The following is a 21,254-nucleotide window of genomic DNA, read 5'->3' as shown; positions in this document are numbered from 1 at the left end:
GGTTTTTTATGTAAACAATAAAGAGACAGCGGCCGCTAAAAAACAACAGGCGGCAAACGCATAGTGCAGGATGTTGATACAGTTTTTTCTGGCCCGATAATATTCATCACTTTCCTTATCGGTGCCAATTAAAAAAGGGGCATCCATGACCTTGTCAAAAATAAGCGTCAGGATATAACGGCAAACCCCTGTATATACCAGCAGCGCAATCACCTTCAGCCAAATTGGGGAAACAAATATGAGAACGGTGAAAGCTGACAATAGCATGTACATCTGCCTCGCATACTCGCCATTCCTCAGCATGACTTTAAAAAACAATTCCTTATAGCCTGTGCAGATCGTTCGTCTTTTAAATATCCTTTTTGAATTTCGGTATAATAACGGTTTTCTTCTCATCTTGTCTTTTACTTTTGGCATTCCCGCCTCCTGACTCATCATCATCACAAGTCCTGCAAGGGCAAGCCTGCTTTTTTTCTCTTCAGTCACTTCAGCTTCAAAAGCCGTGAACGAAGCCGTCTTTTTCAAACTGCGGATAACTGAGAAAAGCAAAAATAAAATGCCAAAAAGCGCAAGCAAGTGCCACTGAGTCAAAACAATCAGGATAGCAGAACCAGCAAAAAGAATAGCTCTGACAAGGATATCGCCAATCCATCTCGAAATAGAGCGCGGCTTTCTGATCCTGTCTTGCTTTAAGGATAAAAAGAATATATGAAGGCCAAACAAATAACACAATAGAGCAGTGGTTTCTGCGAATGTGATGTGAACAGAATGACTGATCAAGGGAAGGACAATGAAAAAGAGAAGCAGCCATTTAGCCATCGTGACGAGAAAAGAATACAAAAGCGCGTACCGTTTGAGCTGATAGATGATTTCTTTCTTTTGCAGCAAAAACACTTTGTCCGCTTCCATTAAAAATGTACGAATCGAACCTGTAAACATGATCAGCCCACACACAGCGTACAGCCATCTCCACTCCGCCACTTCAGACCACTCATAAAGAAGACCTCTTCCATTCATCAAATCAATATACTGATAGATGACAAAAGCAATCGCCGGCAAAACAATATAGAGAGCGACTGTCCAGTCAATGACCGCATGCAACACTTTAAACTGATACTTATAATAGTCAAACAGCCTTCGAAAAAAGAGCGTACGCCCGTTCATGGCCGATCACCTTGAACTGCCTTATAAAAACAGTCAAGCAATGACTGCCCCTCTAATCCGGTCTCGTCCTGAATATCTTTTAACGTGCCTTGGAGAAATAATGAACCTTTCTCAATCATATAAAACCGGTCACAGATTTTTTCCGCGGTATCGAGTACATGCGTGCACATAAGAATTCCGGCTCCACGTTCTTTTTCAGCCTTAAGCATGTCCACAAAGCGTTTCGTCGATATCGGATCAAGGCCGATAAACGGTTCATCAATCACATACATATCCGGCTTAGAGAGAAAGGCCTGGATAAGCATTAGTTTTTGCTGCATGCCCTTCGAAAAGGTGACAGGCAGCTCATGTTTGACATGATCAAGCGAAAACGTCTGCAGCAGGCTTTGGGCCCGATGCGCAAATTCTCTCTCTTCAATGCCGTGGAGTGTGCTGATCAGATCCAAATGCTCCCACAGCGTCAGTTCTTCGTAAAAGGACGGATGCTCCGGAATATATGCAAATGAACAGTCGTTCCAGGCAATATGCCCTTTAAAATCTTCTGAAAGGCCGAGTATCGCCTTAATTGCGGTGCTTTTTCCGGCGCCGTTAGCTCCGATCAGTCCAACTAGTTCCCCTTTTCTGACTTCCAGAAAAACATCGGTGAGCACTTTTTTTCGGCTTGTATACCCGGCCTGTTCTATTGAAGCTTCAAGCAAATTTGTCAAAACTCACCCACCTCCAAAATTTACTACGAAACAGAATAAAAAAAGTTTCTTTAACCATAATAATATTGAGCCGAAATACATAGTAATCCAACAAGGATGGCTGCCCAACGTGAATTGGAAAAAATTAATAGGAGTTATCCCTAGATTCATCACTGCAATATCGTGTATAATGAGGGCGAATTATTATAACAATTACAGATGTCTGCCTTTGTTGCTATTTCGTACGCAGTTGATAGTCGTGAGTTGTGGTTAGTCAAGTCCATCCGATCTTATGATAGGGAGTGGTTTTTTGAAACCTTCAACAAACCGTATGCTAACTCGAATCAAATCAGTTTACATGTTTATCCAAGAAAAAGGTCTTGTGACAACACAGGAACTGGTTGACGAATTCGGCATTACACCTAGAACGATTCAAAGAGACTTAAATGTGTTGGCATATAATGATCTTGTTCATAGTCCAAGCCGTGGCAAGTGGGAGACAACGAGAAAGAAAGTAAAGATTACCTCATAAATTGAAAAATTACATAGGGCCGCCTGAGAGCGGCCCGATAGATAACAGGGCGAAGAAACTACTGAGCCTTGTTTTTGTGCGCTTATAAATAAAACCCCGCATTCGGTATGCGGGGTTTTTGTCATGCTTGCGGCTCATTGAGCAAATGAAGCTCTTCCTCTGTCAGCTCACGGTATTCTCCGGGTGCCAGAGCGGGATCTAGGGAAACGCGTCCCATCGAAAGCCGCTTCAGATAAACCACTTCATTGCCGACTGCCTTTGCCATTTGCTTGACCTGATGGTATTTTCCTTCTGTAATTGTCAGGTATATCACGGTATTGCCACTGTCGTTTGTTTTGATTTCCGTTTTTGCCGGCTTTGTTTTATAGCCGCCCTCTATGTAGACACCCGTTTCCAAATCGGAGATGTCTTCCCGGGAAACCTGTGATTTTAAATGGACTTCATACGTTTTTGGAACATGCTTTTTAGGAGAAAGGAGCCGATGTGCGAGCTGCCCGTCATTTGTGAGCAGCAAAAAGCCCTCTGTATCTTTATCAAGCCTGCCGGCTGGAAATGGCTCAAATCTCATCTCCTCCGGCGTCAGCAGATCGACCACCGTTTGCTGCCGGCTGTCCTCAGTCGCCGACAGCACGCCCTGTGGTTTATTCATCATAAGATAAATGAATTCTCGATAATCAACCGGTTCCCCGTATACGGTCACCTCCTGTGTATCAGGATCAACGTGCGCCTTTACATCTTTGGCAGGTTTGCCGTCGATCATCACGGCTCCAGCCTTTACAACGGCTTTGACTTCTTTTCTGGAACCATACCCGCTGTTGGCAAGCAGCTTATCAAGTCTCATTCCCAATCTCTCCTTTATAAAAGAAAGCCCGCAGCATGCGAGCCCTCAGTTTCATCATATCTAGTTCATCAGCCTGCATGTCTGCCTTTCCTTAAGAAACCTGGCAAACGGCGGCCTAAAATTTTCTGTAAAAATCCTAATCGGTAGCCGCAATACAGGTAGACAGCTCCGCCAACAGCAGCCGCGATCACCACAACAATCGCAGCTTGCAGCTGGCCATCCTGATAGGAAATAAAGAAGCCTAATACCCACTGCACGATTTTCACGGCAATACCCATAATGGCTGATAAGACAAGCATCAAAACAGTTCGTTTAACAAGTATCTTATACGAATAGCCTGCATGGCGCTTAATCATGATAAACCCATATAAAAGGGAAGCGATATATCCAAGCGCCGTCGCTAAAATCGCTCCGTCAGCCTGCATCAGCTTGATCAGCGGAACATTCAGCACAAGCTTGATCACGACACCGATCACAAGGCTGACAACCGCAAATTTTTGCTTATTGATGCCCTGCAGAATGGCTGCGTTGACTGTAAACAAAGAGAACAAAATCGCGACTGGCGAATACCATAGCAAAATGTTTGCCCCCAGTTCAGGGTGAAGGCTCTCTGACCCGTAAAAGAACGTATACGTCGGTCCTGACAATAGAGAGATCCCGACAACAGCCGGAATAATTAAAAACAGGATCGTCTGCATCGTTTGATTAATCTGCTGATTTAACAGCTTATAGTTTCCGCTTGTAAACGATTCAGTAATCGTTGGAATTAATGTCAGTCCGAAAGCAGTTGCTAGGGAAACCGGGATCATCACGAGCTTCTGAACATACAGGGTTAGAATCGCAAGCATGTCCTGGCTGATGGCTTGATGACCGGCTTCAATCATCGCTTTGTTAAACGTATTTGTATCAATATAGTTATACAAAGGGATGGCTAGTCCGACAAAAACGTACGGAGCAGCATAGCTGAACAGCTCGAAAAACATTTTCTTGTAGCTTAGGTTTGCCGTCGGACCCGTATTCGGCATCATCGCCAGCAGGCTGCCCTTCCGTTTGTTCCAATAAATATAAAGCACGACCAGCCCCCCGAAGGCACCGATCAGCGCTGCGAAGGTTGCATAGCCCACAGCGATGACAAGGCCGCCGTTGAAAACCTTCAAAATCAAGAATGTCGCACTCAATAGAAAGATGATGCGGACAATCTGTTCAACGACTTGGGAAACAGCTGTCGGACCCATCATTTGGTGCCCTTGAAAGAATCCGCGGACAAGGCTCATAATCGGTACGACCAAAAGCGCTAAGCTGACCATGCGGATGACATAAACGACATGATCAATTGTCAGGCCGTTATTATCCTTGCCTCCCAGCGATATTTCCGCAAACATCGGAGCCGATAGATACAGAATGAAAAAGGCTATCATTCCTGTGACGAGCATAACCGACATGCCCGCCTTGAGCATTTTCCTGCTTGTCTCATAATCCCCTTTTGAATTATATTTGGAAACAAATTTAGAAACAGCGGCCGGAAAGCCCATCGTAGCAATATTCAAAAATAAAGTGTATTGGTTGTATCCGTATTGAAATAATGCACCGCCTGTCGCCCCGACCATAATGCTGAAGGGAATTAAATAGACCATCCCCAGAATCCGCGATATATATGTACCGAGCGTTAATACAAACGTGCCTCTTAACAGTTTGCTTGACATGTTTCTTCATCACCATTTTCTACGAAGATTCAACTTTTCTATTTTACCACAACTGGGCATTTAGACGGTAATAAATACAAAAGCAATCCTGTGAACATTCATGTCCGCGGCAAAAGACGTTTAAGGAGCGGCTTTCTTTCGCTATAATAGTACTGCGGACGGGGTGTCCGCACACGAAATGAAAAGAAAGTTGATGATAAAGATGAAACAATATGACGTAATCGTAATCGGCGGAGGCCCTTCAGGCTTGATGGCTGCGATTGCAGCAGGAGAACAGGGCGCTGGCGTGTTGCTGATAGATAAAGGAAATAAATTAGGACGGAAACTCGCGATTTCCGGGGGCGGCCGCTGTAATGTGACGAACCGCCTTCCTGTGGAAGAAATTATCAAGCACATCCCCGGCAACGGGCGTTTTTTATACAGCGCGTTTTCTGAATTTAATAATGAGGACATTATAAAGTTTTTTGAAAACCTCGGCATTCAATTAAAGGAAGAGGATCACGGCCGGATGTTCCCTGTGACCGACAAAGCCCAAAGTGTCGTTGACGCGCTGTTAAACAGGCTGAAGCAGCTCCGCGTAACAATCAGAACGAACGAGAAAATTAAATCTGTTTTATATGAAGATGGACAGGCAGCAGGGATTGTGACGAATAATGGCGAAATGATCCATAGCCAGGCAGTCATTATCGCTGTCGGCGGTAAAAGCGTGCCTCATACCGGAAGCACGGGAGACGGCTATGAATGGGCTGAAGCCGCGGGCCATACCATAACAGAGCTGTTTCCGACAGAGGTTCCAGTCACTTCTGGCGAACCGTTCATTAAGCAAAAAACACTTCAAGGCTTATCACTAAGAGATGTAGCCGTCAGTGTGTTAAATAAAAAAGGCAAACCGATTATCACACATAAAATGGACATGCTGTTTACCCATTTCGGCCTCTCAGGACCTGCCATTCTCAGATGCAGCCAATTTGTCGTAAAAGAGCTGAAAAAACAGCCTCAAGTGCCGATCAGAATCGACTTGTATCCGGATATCAATGAAGAAACGCTTTTCCAAAAGATGTATAAAGAACTGAAGGAAGCACCGAAAAAAACCATTAAAAACGTGCTGAAGCCTTGGATGCAGGAGCGCTATCTCCTATTCCTGCTCGAAAAAAACGGCATCTCTCCGAACGTATCGTTTTCTGAGCTGCCGAAGGATCCTTTCAGACAATTTGTAAGGGACTGCAAGCAGTTTACTGTTCTCGCAAATGGCACACTGTCGCTTGATAAGGCATTTGTCACGGGAGGCGGGGTATCTGTAAAAGAAATTGACCCGAAAAAGATGGCTTCTAAAAAAATGGAGGGGCTGTATTTTTGCGGTGAAATTCTGGATATCCACGGCTACACAGGCGGATACAATATTACCTCCGCCCTTGTCACAGGCAGGCTTGCGGGGCTTAATGCCGGACAATACGCCCGTTCTTAACCATTGCTTTTGAACACTTGCCACAAAGGCCGAATATTTGAACATTCCCCGCATTCATGTTAGGGTGAGACTTGTTTTGTTTCACCTGATTGCGGGGTAATTTTAAGAGAGGAATGAGCAGCCATCGTACGACCATACTAAGCCTGCGAGCAAGATATAGGCGTACACAAAAAATTAGAGGGTGAGAAATGTTGAAACATATATCTAGTGTATTTTGGATTGTGATTGCCATCACAGCTGCAGCTGTATTATGGGGTGTTATTTCTCCTGACAGCCTGCAAAATGTGTCTCAATCGGCACAAGCATTTATTACCGATTCATTTGGTTGGTATTATCTTTTAGTTGTCTCTTTGTTTGTCGGGTTTTGTCTCTTTTTGATTTTCAGCCCGATCGGAAAAATCAAACTCGGAAAGCCTGATGAAAAACCGGAATTCGGGTTATTATCATGGTTTGCCATGCTGTTCAGCGCAGGCATGGGAATCGGCTTAGTATTCTACGGTGCGGCTGAACCGATCAGCCATTACGCAATTAGCTCTCCATCAGGTGAAACAGAAACCCCCCAAGCCTTCAGAGATGCACTCCGCTATACGTTTTTCCACTGGGGTTTGCACGCTTGGGCCATTTATGCCATTGTGGCATTATGCATTGCCTATTTCCAATTCCGCAAAGGCGCACCCGGGTTAATCAGCAGCACACTGTCACCGATTCTCGGGGATAAAGTAAACGGGCCGATCGGAAAGGCCATTGACTGTATTGCAGTTTTCGCCACTGTTGTCGGGGTGTCAACAAGTCTTGGTCTTGGCGCAACCCAAATTAACGGCGGTTTGAATTACCTGTTCGGCATTCCGAATGCGTTTATCGTCCAATTGGTTTTAATCATTATTGTGACAGTGCTCTTTTTACTTTCTGCGTGGAGCGGACTCGGAAAAGGAATTAAGTATTTAAGCAACACAAACATGGTATTGGCCGGATTGTTAATGTTGTTTATGCTCGTTGTCGGGCCTACAGTGCTGATCATGAACTCATTTACAGATTCTATCGGACAATACATTCAAAATATCGTTCAAATGAGCTTCAGACTGACACCGAATGATCCTGAAAAACGCGAATGGATTAATAGCTGGACGATTTTCTATTGGGCATGGTGGATTTCCTGGTCTCCATTTGTCGGCATTTTCATCGCCCGTGTATCCAGAGGCCGGACGATCCGCGAATTTTTAATCGGCGTCTTGGTGACACCTTGTATTTTGACATTTCTATGGTTCTCCATTTTCGGCGTATCAGCCATGGATCTCCAGCAAAAAGGCACGTTCAATGTAGCCAAGCTGTCCACTGAAACGATGCTGTTCGGAACACTTGATCACTATCCGCTGACAATGGTGACATCGATCCTTGCATTGATTCTGATCGCAGTATTTTTTATCACGTCTGCAGATTCAGCTACATTCGTGCTGGGCATGCAGACGTCGTACGGTTCTTTAAATCCGGCGAATTCTGTGAAACTCAGCTGGGGTATCATTCAGTCTGCCATGGCGGCTGTGCTCCTTTATTCCGGAGGGCTTGCCGCTTTGCAGAACACAGCGATTCTGGCAGCGCTGCCGTTTTCTATCGTTATCCTGCTGATGATTGCCTCTCTCTATCAATCGCTCTCAAAAGAAAGAAGAGAGATCAAAAAAGCGGAGAAACTCGATAAACCGAGAAGTCCAAGAGTGAAAAAAGCATATTAACAAAAAAGATCTTTCCGCACCTGCGGAAAGATCTTTTTATTTGCGATATAAAATAAGGGCGGAAAAACAGTAAAGCTGCTCGCCGTCTGGGTCGCACGCTGCCGAAACCGTATATTTGATATCAATCAGCTGCTCCTCCGATATCCCTTTTAAAAATGAATTGATTTCCGTTTGTAAGTCTTTTTCATGCTCTTCATCAAATACCGCTACCTTCAGCATTTTATCCGCTCTCCTTTCTCTATCAATCTATTCCGTTTGGAACAGCGTTATGATAGGGAAATGATGATTATCTCGTTTCCGGATAAAAAGCTTTCCGTATATGGGATTCCCTCTGTGGCTCGCCGCCGTGCTGCTCCACTTTCAGCAGCAAGGCATAAACAATTCGCATATGGCAGTAGCTGATCAGGCTGACGCTGAAAAAAGGGACAATGCCGGGCAGGTAAGCAAGCAAGAAAAAGAGAGCAACAGTCAGCGCAAGCATCGCAAGCGTATATTGCAAATACGCCACACTGAGCAAGAGCGAAAATTTCACATACAGACGTTTTTTCCAGTCAAAATGGACAAGCAGCGGAAACACATAAAAAAGCATGGATACGAACAAAAAGCCAAATATCATAATGGCGAAGCGCAGGATGTGCAGAAGGAAATGACTTGGATAAATGAAGGCCAAATCAATATAAATGATCACTCCGATGAGCGCCAGTACAGCACCGAGCAGATTTGAACGAAAAAATTCACCCTTGTATTCCTGCCAAAACGTTTTGAGCACCGGAACGTTGTCCTGCCCCTGGATCCACTTCCGCATGACAGCAAATAAAGCCGCGGTCGCGGGCATAATGCCAAACACACCGAGACCGAGCAACGTAAAAAACAGCCATAGCAAGTTTGTATACGCAAATCTCATGATCCATTCGCAAAAACGCAGCATCCGTCCCAGTGAGCCATCATGTTCCATGGCGCCCCCTCCTTTTTTTGCATTATACATTCTGCATCTGAAAAAGCTCTTTCATGCCGATCGGCTTCTTTTCGGCAACCGAGCGCCACATTCCCTCACCAACCGCGATGGAGTAGGCTCCAGCTTCAGCCCCGGCTAAAATATCATAGCGGCGCAGCGGGTCTTTTCCTAAAAAAAGATCCTCAAGCAAAAGCGGATCACCTCCGCCATGCCCCCCTTCATTTTTGACTACTTGTATCGTCTGCTTTGATTCAAAAAGCGGATAGTATTCGATTGTCTGCTCAGGAAAAGCAAACGGAATTCTGGAAGGTTCGTGAAATTCATTTGATTCGATACGCCCTTTTGTGCCGTTGATTGTCAGCCGGTAGCCTTCATACGGGGCCGAAAAAATAATCGAGTAGCTTAATAGTGCGCCGCCATCATATTTGACTGCCGCCACGTACGTATCCTCGATGTCAATTTCCTCGTCAAAAATACACGCGTCAGGCCTGTATGCAGTATATAAGCTGGACTGGTCTCCTGCTTCGAGATGATCATCTTTTATAGAAGCTTTAGAGGAACGGGGATGCCACCTTGAATAGTAGTGGCATTTTTCTTTAACACGGCACGTCCCGCAAAAACGCCCGTCTTCTTCCGGCAAGGGGTTCCACTCACTGTCCGGCCCATAGTAATTCAAGGCGCCATAAGCAAATACCTCTTCCGGTTTTTGCCCGAGCCACCAATTGACGAGATCGAAGTGATGTGTTGATTTATGGACAGAAAGACCGCCGGAAAACTGTCTCGACCTGTTCCAGCGTTTAAAATAGCTGGCGCCATGATACGTATCAATATACCAATTTAAATCAACAGAAGTGACCCTGCCTATTTTTCCGTCCAGAATCATTTCTTTTATTTTCCGATGAAACGGGCTGTAGCGATAGTTAAACGCGACGGTGACTTTCCCTTCGCTTTTGGCCTCCGCTTCAAGCACCCGATTCGCATCCTGCACTGTTGTCACCATTGGTTTTTCAGTAATCACATCTGTATTCCACTGAAGACTTTTTACAATATATGTGACATGCGTATCGTCCCTGCCTGCCACAATGACGATATCAGGCTTTGACACGCGCATCATCTCGTCAAAAGCATCTTCGCTAAACTCGGGCACGTGGGCCAGCTCGGGAAATTTCTTTTTGCAAACGGCAAAACGTTTCGGATCGGCATCCAGCAATCCCGTAATCTCATAATGAGTTGAAAACCGCTCCATCAGCGGTTTGATAAACATACTGAATGCTCTGCTGCTCAATCCGCAAAAGACGATGTTCTTCAATATCCTCACCTCTATCGGGCTTCAGTTAGTTGAGAAATCAGCTGCAGCGCTTCCTCTGTTTTTTCAGCATACACAGGGATAAACGCCGCCATATCTCGATTCAATCGAAAAGAATAGCCGTTCAGCTGCTTTTTCCCTTTTTCGATCTGAACGGCATAGATCGTTTTTTCTCCTGATTTTTTATTAACAGTTGTATAAGGAGATGTTTTTTTAGGAGGCAATCCGTTTAACGGCTGAAAATTTTCCGGATCATCGTAAGCTTGAAACATGTCTTCAGGCACGATGAAAACATCTCCCTCATGGGCGGTAATTTCAGTCAGCAGTTTTTCCTGAAAAGCTGGAAAGATATCGACCTTCCCGGCATTCTGCTCGGCGGCCTTTTTTATTTTTTCCTCTACGCCAGCCTGCATATCAGAAAAGAGAATGACATGCATTCCGTCCGGCCTGCTTGAGCATGATGCCAAAAAGAGCACTGAGACGATCACACACAAAGCCGTCCGTATCCTTTTTGTCATTTCCCCGCTGACCTAAAAAGAGGCTCCAGCTCTGTCATAGCCAAAATAAACGCGCCGGCTCCGTGCAGATCGTTTGTGCTTCTTTCGCGGCTGACATAATAGTCATAGAAACCGGCTGACGTTCCGACACATATGTCTTTGACGAGAAACGCGCCGACTTCTGATGTTTCGGTTTTATGCTGAATCAAGCCTTGATACGCTTTTAGCAGTGTTGTTTCGTAAGCTCTGTCTAGATAGCCTTTATTGATTCCCTTCGCAAGTGCATACATGTACAGGCAGGATCCTGAGCTTTCCAGCCAGTTATCAGACCTGTCTCCCTTATCAACGATCTGATACCATAACCCGGTCTCCTTGTCTTGATAGCGACAGATGCTTTCCATCATGTCCTGCAGCGTGTTTTTCCACACATGACGGTTTGGATGCTTCTTCGGCAGCTCTTCAATCATGTCAGCAAGAGACATGACGTACCAGCCGATGGAACGTGCCCAAAATTCCGGTGAACAGCCTGTCTCTTCATTGGCCCAAGGCATTTTTTTCGCTTCATCCCAGGCGTGATAAAAAAGTCCGGTTTTTGCATCCTTCGTATGCTTTCTCATCAATGACTCCTGCAGCACGACCTGATCAAACAGCTCCGGCTCCTGCTTCAGATTGGCATATTTCAGTGCGAACGGCCCCCCCATGTATAAGCCGTCAAGCCACATTTGGTAAGGATAACCGTCTTTGTGCCAAAAACCGCCCTCAGACGTCCGGTTCAGTGTTTCATATAAGCCGCGCAGCCTTTTTGCCGCTTTGACATACCGCTCATCCTTCGTCTGCTCGTATAATGGAAAAAGAATGAGACCCGCTTGAATGGCGTCCAGTTCATCTCTTCTAAATAATAGATTGCCATAATCATCGATTAAGAGATCTGCATAAGCCTTCGCATACTCAAAATACCGCTTTTCCCCGGTTGCTTCCCACAGCCGCAATACACCGCATAAGAAAACACCTTGATGGTAGTGCCAGCGGTTTGCAGGAGGCAGCTCCTCGACTGTGTACGTATTCATAATGGTGTTTGCCAATGCCTCCGCGTACGTAAGAGGCGATTTTACAGCGATTGATTGATCCATTGATCCCATCCCTTTCTTAATAAATTCCTTCCTCGCCAAATTTCTTCGCCAAACGATTCGCAAGCATGACCAAAATCAGCCCGACCGCCGCTTTAAATACGCCGACTGCTGTACTGTAGCTGAATTGGCCCTGTTTCAGCCCTGCAGTATAAACATACGTATCAAAAATTTCCGCCACTTCCCTGTTTGTCGCATTTAACAGCAAATACACATGCTCGAAGCCAAGCTCCAGCGTGTCTCCGATTTTCAAAATCAGCAAAACGACGATAACGCTTTTAATGGAGGGCAGCGTAATATGCCACATTTGCCGCAGCCGTCCCGCTCCGTCCATTTTCGCCGCTTCATACAGCTGGGGGTCAACCGCTGTAATAGCCGCCAGATAAATGATCGTCGACCAGCCCGCTTCCCTCCAGATAACCTGAAGAATATACAGGGGCCGGAACCATTCTTCGTTCAGCAGAAAATTGATTTTTTCACCGCCAAAAAACACAATCAGTTCATTAATCAAGCCTCCGTCTACCGTTAAAAGCACAAACGAAAGCGATACAACAATGACCCAAGACATAAAATGCGGGATATAAATCAGCGTCTGAACAAATTTTTTAAAGAGAGCAATCCGCACTTCGTTCAATAGAAGCGCCAGCAGTATCGGCACCGGGAAAAATATGGCCAGGTTCAAAGCAAATAACACGAGCGTGTTTTTTAACAAGAGAAAAAATGTAGGCTCAGTAAACAGCCTGATAAAATGCTTCAGCCCCACCCACTCACTGCCCAAAATGCCGAGGAACGGCTGATAATCCTGAAACGCAATCACAATTCCCCACATCGGGACATACTTAAAAAGCAAAAAATAAATACACCCTGGCAAAATCATCAAGTACAAATATTTTTGCTGAATCAGCTTACTTAGTAAGCGCTTTCTTTTTTCTTTTTTAAAAATGACTGCATCAACAGCCGGCGCTTGCGCTTCTGCTGTTTTCATTTTTTCCTAGCCTCCTTTCACGGTTTCTTGCATTCACTGTAGCGCAGAGGCAAAAGTCCGTCTACAATCATATGATCACATCCTGTTTTATCCCTTTATAATCAAGGGTTCAGCCGGTCCACCTGAAAAAAAGACACCGATATTAGAAAATGATTATTGACAATATCTATCAATCTTTGGATTAATTGTATTAAGGTGAAGTGGATGTTATGAAATGGGGGGTTTTATGAAAAGAAGCCAATACAAGTTTTACTACAAACTGATCACGTTTTTCTGCCTGCTCAGCACCATTCCGGTTATTTTGGTCGGATTGTTTTCGTACGAGCACTCTCAGAAAACGGCTATTTCCAACGTTTCGGAGGAAAAATTCGACACACTCCAGCAGACCCAGCAAAGCATCGAGCATATATTGAAAACCGTCGATCACTCTTTAACCCACTATGTGAGTTCGCCGCCTCTCCTTCGCACATTGTCCAAGCCTTTGCACTCAGACCAATTTCAAATCTATAACCAAGTGAACCAAGAGCTCAATTATCTGCAAAGCTTTGATACCGACCTGTCCAACATGACGTTAGTCAGTTATACGAAAAAATGGTACATGAACAATTCCGGTTTGTACCGTTTGAATACAGACACTCTTCATGAAGCAGCCTCAGCGTACACGAAACACAAAGCGAGCCGCTCATATTGGACGCTTGAGGAAAACAATCATTTGATTTCAACCAAAGAAGGCACATCAGACAACTGCCGCTACAATATCAATTTAATTAAGCAGCTTCCTTTGAACAGCACAAATACAAAGGGATTGGCCGCCGCAAGCATCCCGAGCTGTTCGCTTGTCAAAAATATGCCCGGCTATTCAAACGCCAACAACCTGTTTATCATCGATGAAAAAGGCCGCATCATCCTTCATAACAATATGTCTGACGTTGGTGAATCTCTTCATAACGACGGCTTTGTCCAAAAAGTGCTGGCGCAAACGGCCAATAGCGGACAGTTTGAAACAGTTATTGACCGGATTCATTATAAAGTCACCTATCAAAAATCTGACTATAATACATGGACTTATTTTTCTCTCGTTTCCCTGCCCGAGCTAAAAAAAGAAGCCAAATCAATCGGCTGGATCACTTTTGCAGTATGCCTTATTTTGTTAACGCTTTCATTATTGTTCTCTTGGCTGGGCTCCCGCCATTTTTACAAGCCGATCAGGGTGCTTTACGAATCATTCGCAAGACATGGAGCCACACAAGAGAAACAACAGCCTCCTCAAAATGAATTTGAGTTAATTGAACAGAGCTTTAAGCAGCTGAAGGACCGAAATGACGACCTTGAAGAAACGATGAAGCAGCAGGCCACTCATCTGCAGCAATATTTTATGGTCAGGCTTATGCTTGGAAAACTGACGGATGAGGAGGTTGATAACCGTTTTGAAAGCCTCGGCTTAAAGCAAAATTGGCGGCACCTTGCCCTGCTTGTGCTCCAAATTGACACACTGAATCATACGCCTTATGAGAAAAAAGATATGGATCTGCTTTTGTTTGCCGTCAACAGCATGATTGAGCGCAGCATCCCGACTGACAAACATCTTGCCCCCGCCGTAGTTGACAAACAGCAGGCGACGATTTTGATCAACCAAAGCGGGACAAAAGAAGAATTCATAGCTGAGCTGAATGAGACTGCAAGGATGATTCAGGAAAAAGCGGAAGCTGAGCTGCAGCTGTCTGTCAGCATCGGCATCAGCCAGCCGTTTGATGTACTGACAAAAGCGAAAACAGCCTATGCGGAAGGCTCAGAAGCGTTGAAATACCGTCTTAAAGCGGAAAACAAGTCGATCATCTTTTACGAAGACCTTGACCAGAAAAAAACCTTCAAAACCCATTTTCCAAAGCAGCTTCAGCATGAGCTGTTCGATGCTGTCAAAGCAGGAGACAAGGAGAAAGCGGATAAATGCCTGCACGCGATTTTGCAAGCCATTTTCACCCAGAACACCAACCCGTATCAATTTCAAATCGCCATCGCCCGCTTTTTGAACCATGTGATTGAGCTGATGCATGTGCTCGGGATCGAATTGTTTGAGCTTGAAGAAAACAAAATGCTGTATGATCAAATTTTTGAGCTGAAAACGTTCGAGGATACCGAAAACTGGCTAAAGAATGAGTTTATTGATCCGATGACAGACAAAGTGAACGCCCGCGCGGATGCCCAGTACAAAAATATTTCCGACAACATCATTCATATCATCCATCATGAGTTTGAATCCGAATTGACACTGGACGAAATCGCGCGCAGGCTGCATTACAACCCAAATTATTTAAGCAGCATTTTCAAAAAAGAAATGGGTATTTCATTCAGCGAGTATGTCTCAAGCTACCGACACCATATGGCGAAAAGCTGGCTTGCCGAAACAGACATGGCGGTCAAGGACATTGCCGAAAAGCTGAAATATAAAAACTCGCAAAATTTTATCAGATCATTTAAGAAGCTGGAGGGGATTACACCGGGAAACTACCGCCAGCAAAAAAGAAGCATGTAAAAAACCCAAAACTGCTTGCGCGTTTTGGGTTTTTCCAATGTTATTTTGCTTGTTTAAACGCTTCTTCGTATTCCTGAATAATCTGCTTTCCTCCACTTGACTCCCATTTTTCCACTTCTTTATCGAACTGGCTTTCTGTGATGTCTCCAATCATATATTTGTAGGTCGCGTCATCAATGATTTTCTTCAGTTCATCACCCCGTTCCGACTCCGATGCGGAATACAGGCTTTCAGCCGGGTTTGAGACGATAATCTTTTCATTGTCCTCGGTCAGCTCCTCGTACGCCGTCCGAAGCGGATCTCCAGTGTTTTTTAAGTAGGCTTTATCAATGGCAATTAAAGCGGACAGCGGCTGAATATCAGTCTGCCAGTCTTTTACCTGGCTTTCTTTGCGTGTAAACGTTTTGTCCTCACCTTTGTTGTAATGAACGCCGTCAATGCCATAAGTCATCAGGCTATAGACATCTTCTTCGGCAATTCGGTCAAAAAACGCCAAGATCCGTTTAAGCTCAGCTTCCGTTTTCACACTCGTTTTCGGGAAAGCAAACACGCCGTTATGGCCTCCTGATGCCCATACCCGCTCTTTCCCATCTGGGCCTTTTATGCGGTTGATGATCTCGAGCTTCATCGATTTATCAGAGGCATGGTCGCGCAGATTGACCGCATCTACCATATTGCCAATATAAATTCCGGCTTTTCCTTGAGAAAACAGCTCCTGCTGCTGGGTTTTGCTTGTGACGGGAAAATCCTTATTCATATACCCGTTATCACGCAGCTTTTTCATATAGTTCATCGTGTCTTTGTATTCCTGTGTCATGAAATCAGGCGTGAATTTGCCGCCCGTTTCTTTCCAATCTGTCGGCATGCCTTCATACGAGCCAATCGTTTTAAACGCGCCGTAAATCAAGTCATTACGGTCTGCCAGCCCGATCGTATCATCTTTCCCATCCTTGTCCGGGTCGTCCTCCGTAAATGCTTTAGCCACTTCATAAAGCTCATCCAACGTTTTCGGGGTTTTCAAATTTAAATTGTCCAGCCAGTCCTTCCGAATGACGATCCCCTGTCTGGAAAGCGGGCGCTCTCTGTATATCCCGTAGAGCTTGCCGTCAATTGTCACATTTTTATTAATGAGTTTGTTCATTTTGTTTAAGTTGGGATAATCCTTGATATAATCACCAATTTCCCAAAACATTCCTGACCGGAAGGCATTCATGACTGACGAATTTTTAATATCCTGGATGGTCACGATTTGCGGAAGATTGCCCGCTGCAAGCGCCGCATTCAGCCTGTCTTCTTTCACCGCGTCTGGAACCCAGGTGATGTCGAGTTCTGTATTTGTCAGCTTTTCAATTTCTTTAATCGCCCTGTCTTTCGGCGGCTGCTGGTGATACAAAATCGCCATCCAAGACAGCTTTACCTTTGAATCCGGGCCAGCTTTGCCTTCAGCCGAAGACTGATCAGCCCCTTTACAGCCCGCCAGCACTCCGCCGAGTGCCAGTACAAGCACAATCAAAAGCACCCTCCATTTGTTTCCCATCGTACCCCTCCGTTTCATATTTCTTTATCCTTTGACAGATCCCAGCAAAGCTCCTTTTGCAAAATGCTTTTGTATAAACGGATAGACAAGCAGAACCGGGATGGTCGCCACCACTATGACCGCCATTTTAATGGTTTGCTCAGGCGGCGGGCTGCCTGACCCCATTTCTGACATGTCCCCCTGCATGCCGCTTGATACAATGACGATTTGGCGCAGAAGCACCTGAATCGGCCATTTTGCTGAATCATTTAAGTACAAGATCGCTGTCATATACGTGTTCCAATACGTGACCGCATAAAATAGTGAAATCGTTGCGATCGCAGGAAGAGACAGCGGCAGCACAATTTTAAAGAATATGCCCAGATCATTGCACCCGTCAATTTTCGCGGACTCTTCCAGGCTTGACGGGATATTTTGAAAGAAGTTTTTCAGAATGATCAGGTTAAAGGCATTAATGGCTGTCGGCAAAATAAGCGCCCAGTAAGAATCGAGCAATCCAAGCGATTTGACCACAAGGAAAGTCGGAATCATGCCGCCGCTAAACAGCATCGTAAATACGACGAGAAACATGAGCGGCTGCCGGCCGATTAAATCACGGCGGGATAACCCGTAAGCCATCAGTGACGAAAGAAACATGCTGACCGCAGTGCCTATCACTGTCACAAACACAGAAACAAGCAAACTCTTATAAATAATATCTGTTGAAAAAATGTAGCGATAAGCATCTAACGAAAAAGTGGTCGGTATTAAAATAAATTTTTTCGACACGACTTCTTCTACTGTGGCGAAGGATGCTGCGATGACATGAATGAACGGAAGTACGCATATTAAAGCGAACATCAGCAAGAAACCATAAATCAACATATCAAACAGACGGTTTTTCAGTGAATGTGCGATAGCTCCCACCTCTCTTTGTAAGCGTTATCATATTTCTGAAACCGAGCTCAGCATGTGACGATATCGTGTCTAAAATGTAGCAAATCTGTGATTGCCATGTCTATAATCATTTGAACAGAGTCCCTGGCCGGGCGGGGGCTTCCGCGAATTGAGACCGATAACAAAAGAAAAAGAGCATAATCTTAGAAAATGATTATGCTCCGTTCTCCTCCTCGTTCAGAAGTTCGGCCGTATTGATTCGTGGCGAAAACCCAAGTTCATTCACGGCAGATTCAATGGACCATGGCCGGCCCGGATTATCAGAGACGGCGTAATAAGTGCCGTACCGGATATTGGTCTCAATGGCGGCTTTGAAAATCGACAGCAGATCGGGGTGAGAAAGCAGTGTCTTTTTCGTCCGTTCTTTTTCATGCAGCGTATCCATTTCATCTGTGACGACTGTTCCGATTCGAAGGTTGATTACTGATAGCTTATTTTCCAAATAAAACAAATGGCCAATCTGTTCAGAGGTCAGCTTTAATACACCGTACAAGTTTTTTGACAGCGGATAATCGCTTGTTGTGATTTCCCGTCCTAAGAGCGAGCGCCCGTCTTTTTCGTATACATCTGTGACATGATTGCTGCTGGCGAACACGAGCTTTTGAATGCCGAGCTCCGCTGCCGCACGGCACAGATAATAGCTTGCCCTATAGAAAACATCCGTCATTTTTTCAAACTCAGCGATGTCCATAATATCGTATTTGATTTTAACAGCGAGTAAATTCAAGATAGCATCCGTATCTTTTGGAATCTTCTTCAACAGCTCCTCATAATTTGCCGCGTCAGCCTGAATGGAAGAGGCTTTGCCATCGAAATCATCTTTATCAAGCACTGTCACTTCATAATCTGATATAAGCCCTTCAGCAAGCAGTCTCCCAATCACACCATTTCCGCCGGCGATCAGCACTTTTTTCACTGTGTTCACTCCCCTTTTTTTATAGATTGCCCATTTTCGCCGGGGCTGACACTTTTTTGGCACTCACATGCTCTTTTAGTTTATTCAAAAGTCACCGGCAGCTGCTCAAGCGCCCGGAAGCCAAAAAGCGGCCGGTACTGCCATTCAGAGCCAGCGAGCTTGAGGCCGGGCATTCGCTGCAGAAGGGTATGAATCGCTATCTTTGCTTCTAATCGTGCCAGTGAGGATCCTAGGCAAACATGATGTCCATGCCCGAATGAAAGATGCGGATTAGGGCTTCTGGTTATATCGAAATCATCGGCGTGCGTGAAAATGCTTGGGTCTCGATTAGCCGCTCCTAACAAAAGATAGACTTGCTCTCCTTGACGGATCGTCACCCCGCTGATGTCAATATCCTCTGACGCAACTCTGGCTGTCATTTGCGTGGGGCTTTCATAGCGTAAACATTCCTCAACTGCGGTACCAATAAGATCTGGATTTTCTCTCAGTTTCAAAAGCTGTTCTGGATGCTGCAGCAGACAAAGGACTGAATTGCTGATGAGATTGACCGTTGTCTCATGTCCGGCGATCGCCAGCAATATGCACGTAGATGCCGCCTCCTCTTCCGTCAGCTTATCCTTTTCTCTCCCCTTCAAGAGCATGCTGATCATATCCTGTTGAGGGTGGCGTTTTCGCTTTTGAATCAGCTCTTTGAAATATGCCATAGCCTGCACAGCCATAATATCGCCCTCTGTTAATGCCTTTCTTGACCGGGTAAAATCAATCGTTTGAATGAGACTCGCAGCCCACTCCTTTAATTGCTCCCTATCTTCCTCCGGTACACCTATAATGTTAGCTATGACAAAGCTTGCTAAAGGAAAAGCAAAGTCCGAAATGACCTCCATCTTTTTTTCACCTTGCACTTGATCAAGCAAATGATGGACAGTTTCAATGATATACGGCTGATAACTCTCTGTCGCTCTCGGCGTAAACGCTCCGCTGGCAAGCGTCCGCAATCGTCTATGATCAGGCTGGTTCTGAAACAGCATCATTTGATTTTGCACATGTGAAAGGTCCTGATATTTGGTTGAGCTCTCGGGCAGCGGGGTGCGGACTTTGAATCTCGCATCTTTCAAAATAGCAGCTGTTTCTTCATGTCCTGTGACATACCAGCCCGGGTATTTTAAGAAACTCCCTTTATAGATAGGATGAACAGCTCGCAATGTGTCGTAAAAAGAATATGGGTTTTTCAAAAACTCAGAAGATGCAGTTGACGATGCAATTGTCACGTGATTTTCTCCTTTCTGTTCAAAAATAAAAGCAATCGACATCATACCGATTGCTTTTATTGATTCTTTCAGCTTTTCGCACTTAAACTGGCCTTCATTTCTTCGACTGATTCAACTTCAAAGCCTAAATCACTCAGCATTTTATGATCCTCCGTCTCCTCTTGCCCGGCAGTTGTTAAGTAGTCTCCGACAAAAATAGAGTTTGCGGCGTAAAGCCCTAATGGCTGCAATGAGCGGAGATTGACCTCTCTTCCTCCGGAAATGCGAATTTCTTTTGATGGATTGATAAAACGGAACAGCGCCAGCACTTTTAAACAATACAGTGGGTTTAATTCGTTGACGCCTTCTAACGGCGTGCCATCAATTGCATGCAAAAAATTCACCGGAATGGAATCCGCGTCAAGAGCCTTCAAGCTTTTGGCGATGTCAATGACATCCTGTTTCGTCTCCTTCATCCCGATAATGGCGCCTGAACACGGAGACAGCCCCGATTCTTTTGCGATTTCAACCGTATTGACTCTGTCATCGTATGTATGTGAGGTCGTGATGTTTGAATGGTTTCTCTGTGACGTATTCAAATTATGATTATAGCGGTCTACTCCGGCATCTTTGAGACGCTTCGCCTGCTCTGGCTTCAACAGTCCGAGACACGCACAAACCTTCAGTCCATACGTCTCTTTAATTTCCTGAACCGCATCTACGACCTGATCCACTTCTCTGTTAGACGGCCCTCTGCCGCTTGCCACGATACAATATGTGCCGATATTCAGATCGTGCGCCCGCTTTGCGCCTTCAAGCAGCGTTTCCTTATTCACCATTCGGTAAGACTCAATCGGCGCTTTCGAAATCGCAGACTGTGAACAATAGCCGCAGTTTTCCGGGCAGAGCCCGGATTTCGCATTCATAATCATATTGAGCTTTACTTTTTTTCCATAAAAGTGTTTTCTGATATGAAAAGCTCCATGCATTAATAGCAAAATATCTTCATCAGGACAATGTAATATTGAAAGCGCCTCTTCGTCTGTCACTTCTGCTCCAGCCAGCACCCGGTCTGCGAGTTCCATCCATTGATTCAT

Annotated in this window: 19 protein-coding genes; 4 read left to right on the top strand and 15 right to left on the bottom strand. The window is 45.1% G+C overall.

The window, feature by feature from the left end; genetic code table 11:
• Positions 1–6: 6 nt before the first annotated feature.
• Positions 7–1,164 (bottom strand): ABC transporter permease, encoded by a 1,158-nt coding sequence (locus WA279_RS18245; RefSeq protein ID WP_336156224.1) that lies wholly within the window; start codon positions 1,162–1,164, stop codon positions 7–9.
• Positions 1,161–1,871, bottom strand: coding sequence for an ABC transporter ATP-binding protein (locus WA279_RS18240; protein ID WP_336156223.1), 711 nt, complete (start codon positions 1,869–1,871; stop codon positions 1,161–1,163). The genes WA279_RS18245 and WA279_RS18240 overlap by 4 nt, the downstream gene beginning before the upstream one ends.
• Before the next feature lie 289 nt (positions 1,872–2,160).
• Between WA279_RS18240 and WA279_RS18235 the strand changes: the two genes are divergently transcribed.
• On the top strand, positions 2,161–2,382 hold the full coding sequence (locus WA279_RS18235) for a DeoR family transcriptional regulator (RefSeq protein ID WP_003152337.1): 222 nt from the start codon (positions 2,161–2,163) through the stop codon (positions 2,380–2,382).
• A gap of 121 nt (positions 2,383–2,503) precedes the next feature.
• On the opposite strand, the gene WA279_RS18230 is transcribed toward WA279_RS18235, so the two are convergent.
• Together WA279_RS18230 and murJ are read right to left on the bottom strand one after the other, a co-directional pair.
• Positions 2,504–3,223, bottom strand: coding sequence for a pseudouridine synthase (locus WA279_RS18230; protein WP_336156222.1), 720 nt, complete (start codon positions 3,221–3,223; stop codon positions 2,504–2,506).
• Between the two features lie 68 nt (positions 3,224–3,291).
• Positions 3,292–4,926: a lipid II flippase MurJ gene (gene murJ / locus WA279_RS18225; protein WP_014480588.1), complete on the bottom strand. Its 1,635-nt coding sequence runs from the start codon at positions 4,924–4,926 to the stop codon at positions 3,292–3,294.
• A 202-nt stretch (positions 4,927–5,128) separates the two neighbouring features.
• Between murJ and WA279_RS18220 the strand changes: the two genes are divergently transcribed.
• On the top strand, positions 5,129–6,391 hold the full coding sequence (locus tag WA279_RS18220; protein ID WP_003229222.1) for an NAD(P)/FAD-dependent oxidoreductase: 1,263 nt from the start codon (positions 5,129–5,131) through the stop codon (positions 6,389–6,391).
• A gap of 188 nt (positions 6,392–6,579) precedes the next feature.
• Positions 6,580–8,118: a glycine betaine transporter OpuD gene (opuD, locus tag WA279_RS18215; RefSeq protein WP_015384403.1), complete on the top strand. Its 1,539-nt coding sequence runs from the start codon at positions 6,580–6,582 to the stop codon at positions 8,116–8,118.
• A 36-nt stretch (positions 8,119–8,154) separates the two neighbouring features.
• Here opuD and WA279_RS18210 read toward each other — a convergent pair whose 3' ends face one another.
• From WA279_RS18210 to rmgP, 6 genes are all read right to left on the bottom strand, one after another.
• Positions 8,155–8,337, bottom strand: coding sequence for a sporulation protein Cse60 (locus WA279_RS18210; RefSeq protein ID WP_003223398.1), 183 nt, complete (start codon positions 8,335–8,337; stop codon positions 8,155–8,157).
• A 67-nt stretch (positions 8,338–8,404) separates the two neighbouring features.
• Positions 8,405–9,073, bottom strand: coding sequence for a YesL family protein (locus tag WA279_RS18205; RefSeq protein ID WP_336156221.1), 669 nt, complete (start codon positions 9,071–9,073; stop codon positions 8,405–8,407).
• Positions 9,074–9,095: 22 nt separating this feature from the next.
• Positions 9,096–10,382 (bottom strand): Gfo/Idh/MocA family protein, encoded by a 1,287-nt coding sequence (locus WA279_RS18200; protein ID WP_336156220.1) that lies wholly within the window; start codon positions 10,380–10,382, stop codon positions 9,096–9,098.
• A gap of 11 nt (positions 10,383–10,393) precedes the next feature.
• Positions 10,394–10,897 carry a rhamnogalaturonan transport/degradation protein RmgS gene (gene rmgS, locus WA279_RS18195; RefSeq protein WP_336156219.1) on the bottom strand — a complete coding sequence of 168 codons (504 nt, stop codon included), beginning with the start codon at positions 10,895–10,897 and terminating at the stop codon, positions 10,394–10,396.
• Entirely contained in the window at positions 10,894–12,015 is a 1,122-nt protein-coding gene (gene rmgQ, locus WA279_RS18190) for an unsaturated rhamnogalacturonyl hydrolase (RefSeq protein ID WP_336156228.1), read from the bottom strand. Before rmgQ ends, rmgS begins: the two co-directional genes overlap by 4 nt.
• Before the next feature lie 7 nt (positions 12,016–12,022).
• Positions 12,023–12,988: a polygalacturonan/rhamnogalacturonan ABC transporter permease gene (rmgP, locus tag WA279_RS18185; RefSeq protein ID WP_336156218.1), complete on the bottom strand. Its 966-nt coding sequence runs from the start codon at positions 12,986–12,988 to the stop codon at positions 12,023–12,025.
• A gap of 214 nt (positions 12,989–13,202) precedes the next feature.
• Here rmgP and WA279_RS18180 point away from each other — a divergent pair, with 214 nt between their 5' ends.
• Entirely contained in the window at positions 13,203–15,521 is a 2,319-nt protein-coding gene (locus WA279_RS18180; RefSeq protein WP_336156217.1) for a helix-turn-helix domain-containing protein, read from the top strand.
• A 40-nt stretch (positions 15,522–15,561) separates the two neighbouring features.
• Here WA279_RS18180 and WA279_RS18175 read toward each other — a convergent pair whose 3' ends face one another.
• From WA279_RS18175 to bioB, 5 genes are all read right to left on the bottom strand, one after another.
• Complete coding sequence (locus tag WA279_RS18175) at positions 15,562–17,058, bottom strand: extracellular solute-binding protein (RefSeq protein WP_336156216.1); 1,497 nt, start codon at positions 17,056–17,058, stop codon at positions 15,562–15,564.
• Positions 17,059–17,082: 24 nt separating this feature from the next.
• On the bottom strand, positions 17,083–17,943 hold the full coding sequence (locus tag WA279_RS18170; RefSeq protein ID WP_010886597.1) for a carbohydrate ABC transporter permease: 861 nt from the start codon (positions 17,941–17,943) through the stop codon (positions 17,083–17,085).
• A 205-nt stretch (positions 17,944–18,148) separates the two neighbouring features.
• Complete coding sequence (locus WA279_RS18165) at positions 18,149–18,910, bottom strand: NAD-dependent epimerase/dehydratase family protein (protein ID WP_336156215.1); 762 nt, start codon at positions 18,908–18,910, stop codon at positions 18,149–18,151.
• A gap of 80 nt (positions 18,911–18,990) precedes the next feature.
• A complete protein-coding gene (gene bioI, locus WA279_RS18160) occupies positions 18,991–20,178 on the bottom strand; it encodes a biotin biosynthesis cytochrome P450 (protein ID WP_336156214.1) in 1,188 nt (395 codons plus the stop codon).
• Between the two features lie 68 nt (positions 20,179–20,246).
• Entirely contained in the window at positions 20,247–21,254 is a 1,008-nt protein-coding gene (gene bioB, locus WA279_RS18155) for a biotin synthase BioB (protein WP_015251417.1), read from the bottom strand.

The organism is Bacillus sp. 204(2023), assembly GCF_037027505.1.
Taxonomy (GTDB): domain Bacteria; phylum Bacillota; class Bacilli; order Bacillales; family Bacillaceae; genus Bacillus; species Bacillus subtilis.
This window is presented reverse-complemented; position numbering and strand designations above follow the sequence as displayed.

Bases quoted from the DNA above. Each gene is read 5' to 3' on its own strand.
- WA279_RS18220 (WP_003229222.1), top strand. From the start codon at position 5,129: ATGAAACAATATGACGTAATCGTAATCGGCGGAGGCCCTTCAGGCTTG.
- WA279_RS18180 (WP_336156217.1), top strand. From the start codon at position 13,203: ATGGGGGGTTTTATGAAAAGAAGCCAATACAAGTTTTACTACAAACTG.
- rmgQ (WP_336156228.1), bottom strand. From the start codon at position 12,015: ATGGGATCAATGGATCAATCAATCGCTGTAAAATCGCCTCTTACGTAC.
- bioB (WP_015251417.1), bottom strand. From the start codon at position 21,254: ATGAATCAATGGATGGAACTCGCAGACCGGGTGCTGGCTGGAGCAGAA.
- opuD (WP_015384403.1), top strand. From the start codon at position 6,580: ATGTTGAAACATATATCTAGTGTATTTTGGATTGTGATTGCCATCACA.
- WA279_RS18210 (WP_003223398.1), bottom strand. From the start codon at position 8,337: ATGCTGAAGGTAGCGGTATTTGATGAAGAGCATGAAAAAGACTTACAA.
- rmgP (WP_336156218.1), bottom strand. From the start codon at position 12,988: ATGAAAACAGCAGAAGCGCAAGCGCCGGCTGTTGATGCAGTCATTTTT.
- rmgS (WP_336156219.1), bottom strand. From the start codon at position 10,897: ATGACAAAAAGGATACGGACGGCTTTGTGTGTGATCGTCTCAGTGCTC.
- WA279_RS18175 (WP_336156216.1), bottom strand. From the start codon at position 17,058: ATGGGAAACAAATGGAGGGTGCTTTTGATTGTGCTTGTACTGGCACTC.
- WA279_RS18205 (WP_336156221.1), bottom strand. From the start codon at position 9,073: ATGGAACATGATGGCTCACTGGGACGGATGCTGCGTTTTTGCGAATGG.
- WA279_RS18245 (WP_336156224.1), bottom strand. From the start codon at position 1,164: ATGAACGGGCGTACGCTCTTTTTTCGAAGGCTGTTTGACTATTATAAG.
- murJ (WP_014480588.1), bottom strand. From the start codon at position 4,926: ATGTCAAGCAAACTGTTAAGAGGCACGTTTGTATTAACGCTCGGTACA.
- WA279_RS18230 (WP_336156222.1), bottom strand. From the start codon at position 3,223: ATGAGACTTGATAAGCTGCTTGCCAACAGCGGGTATGGTTCCAGAAAA.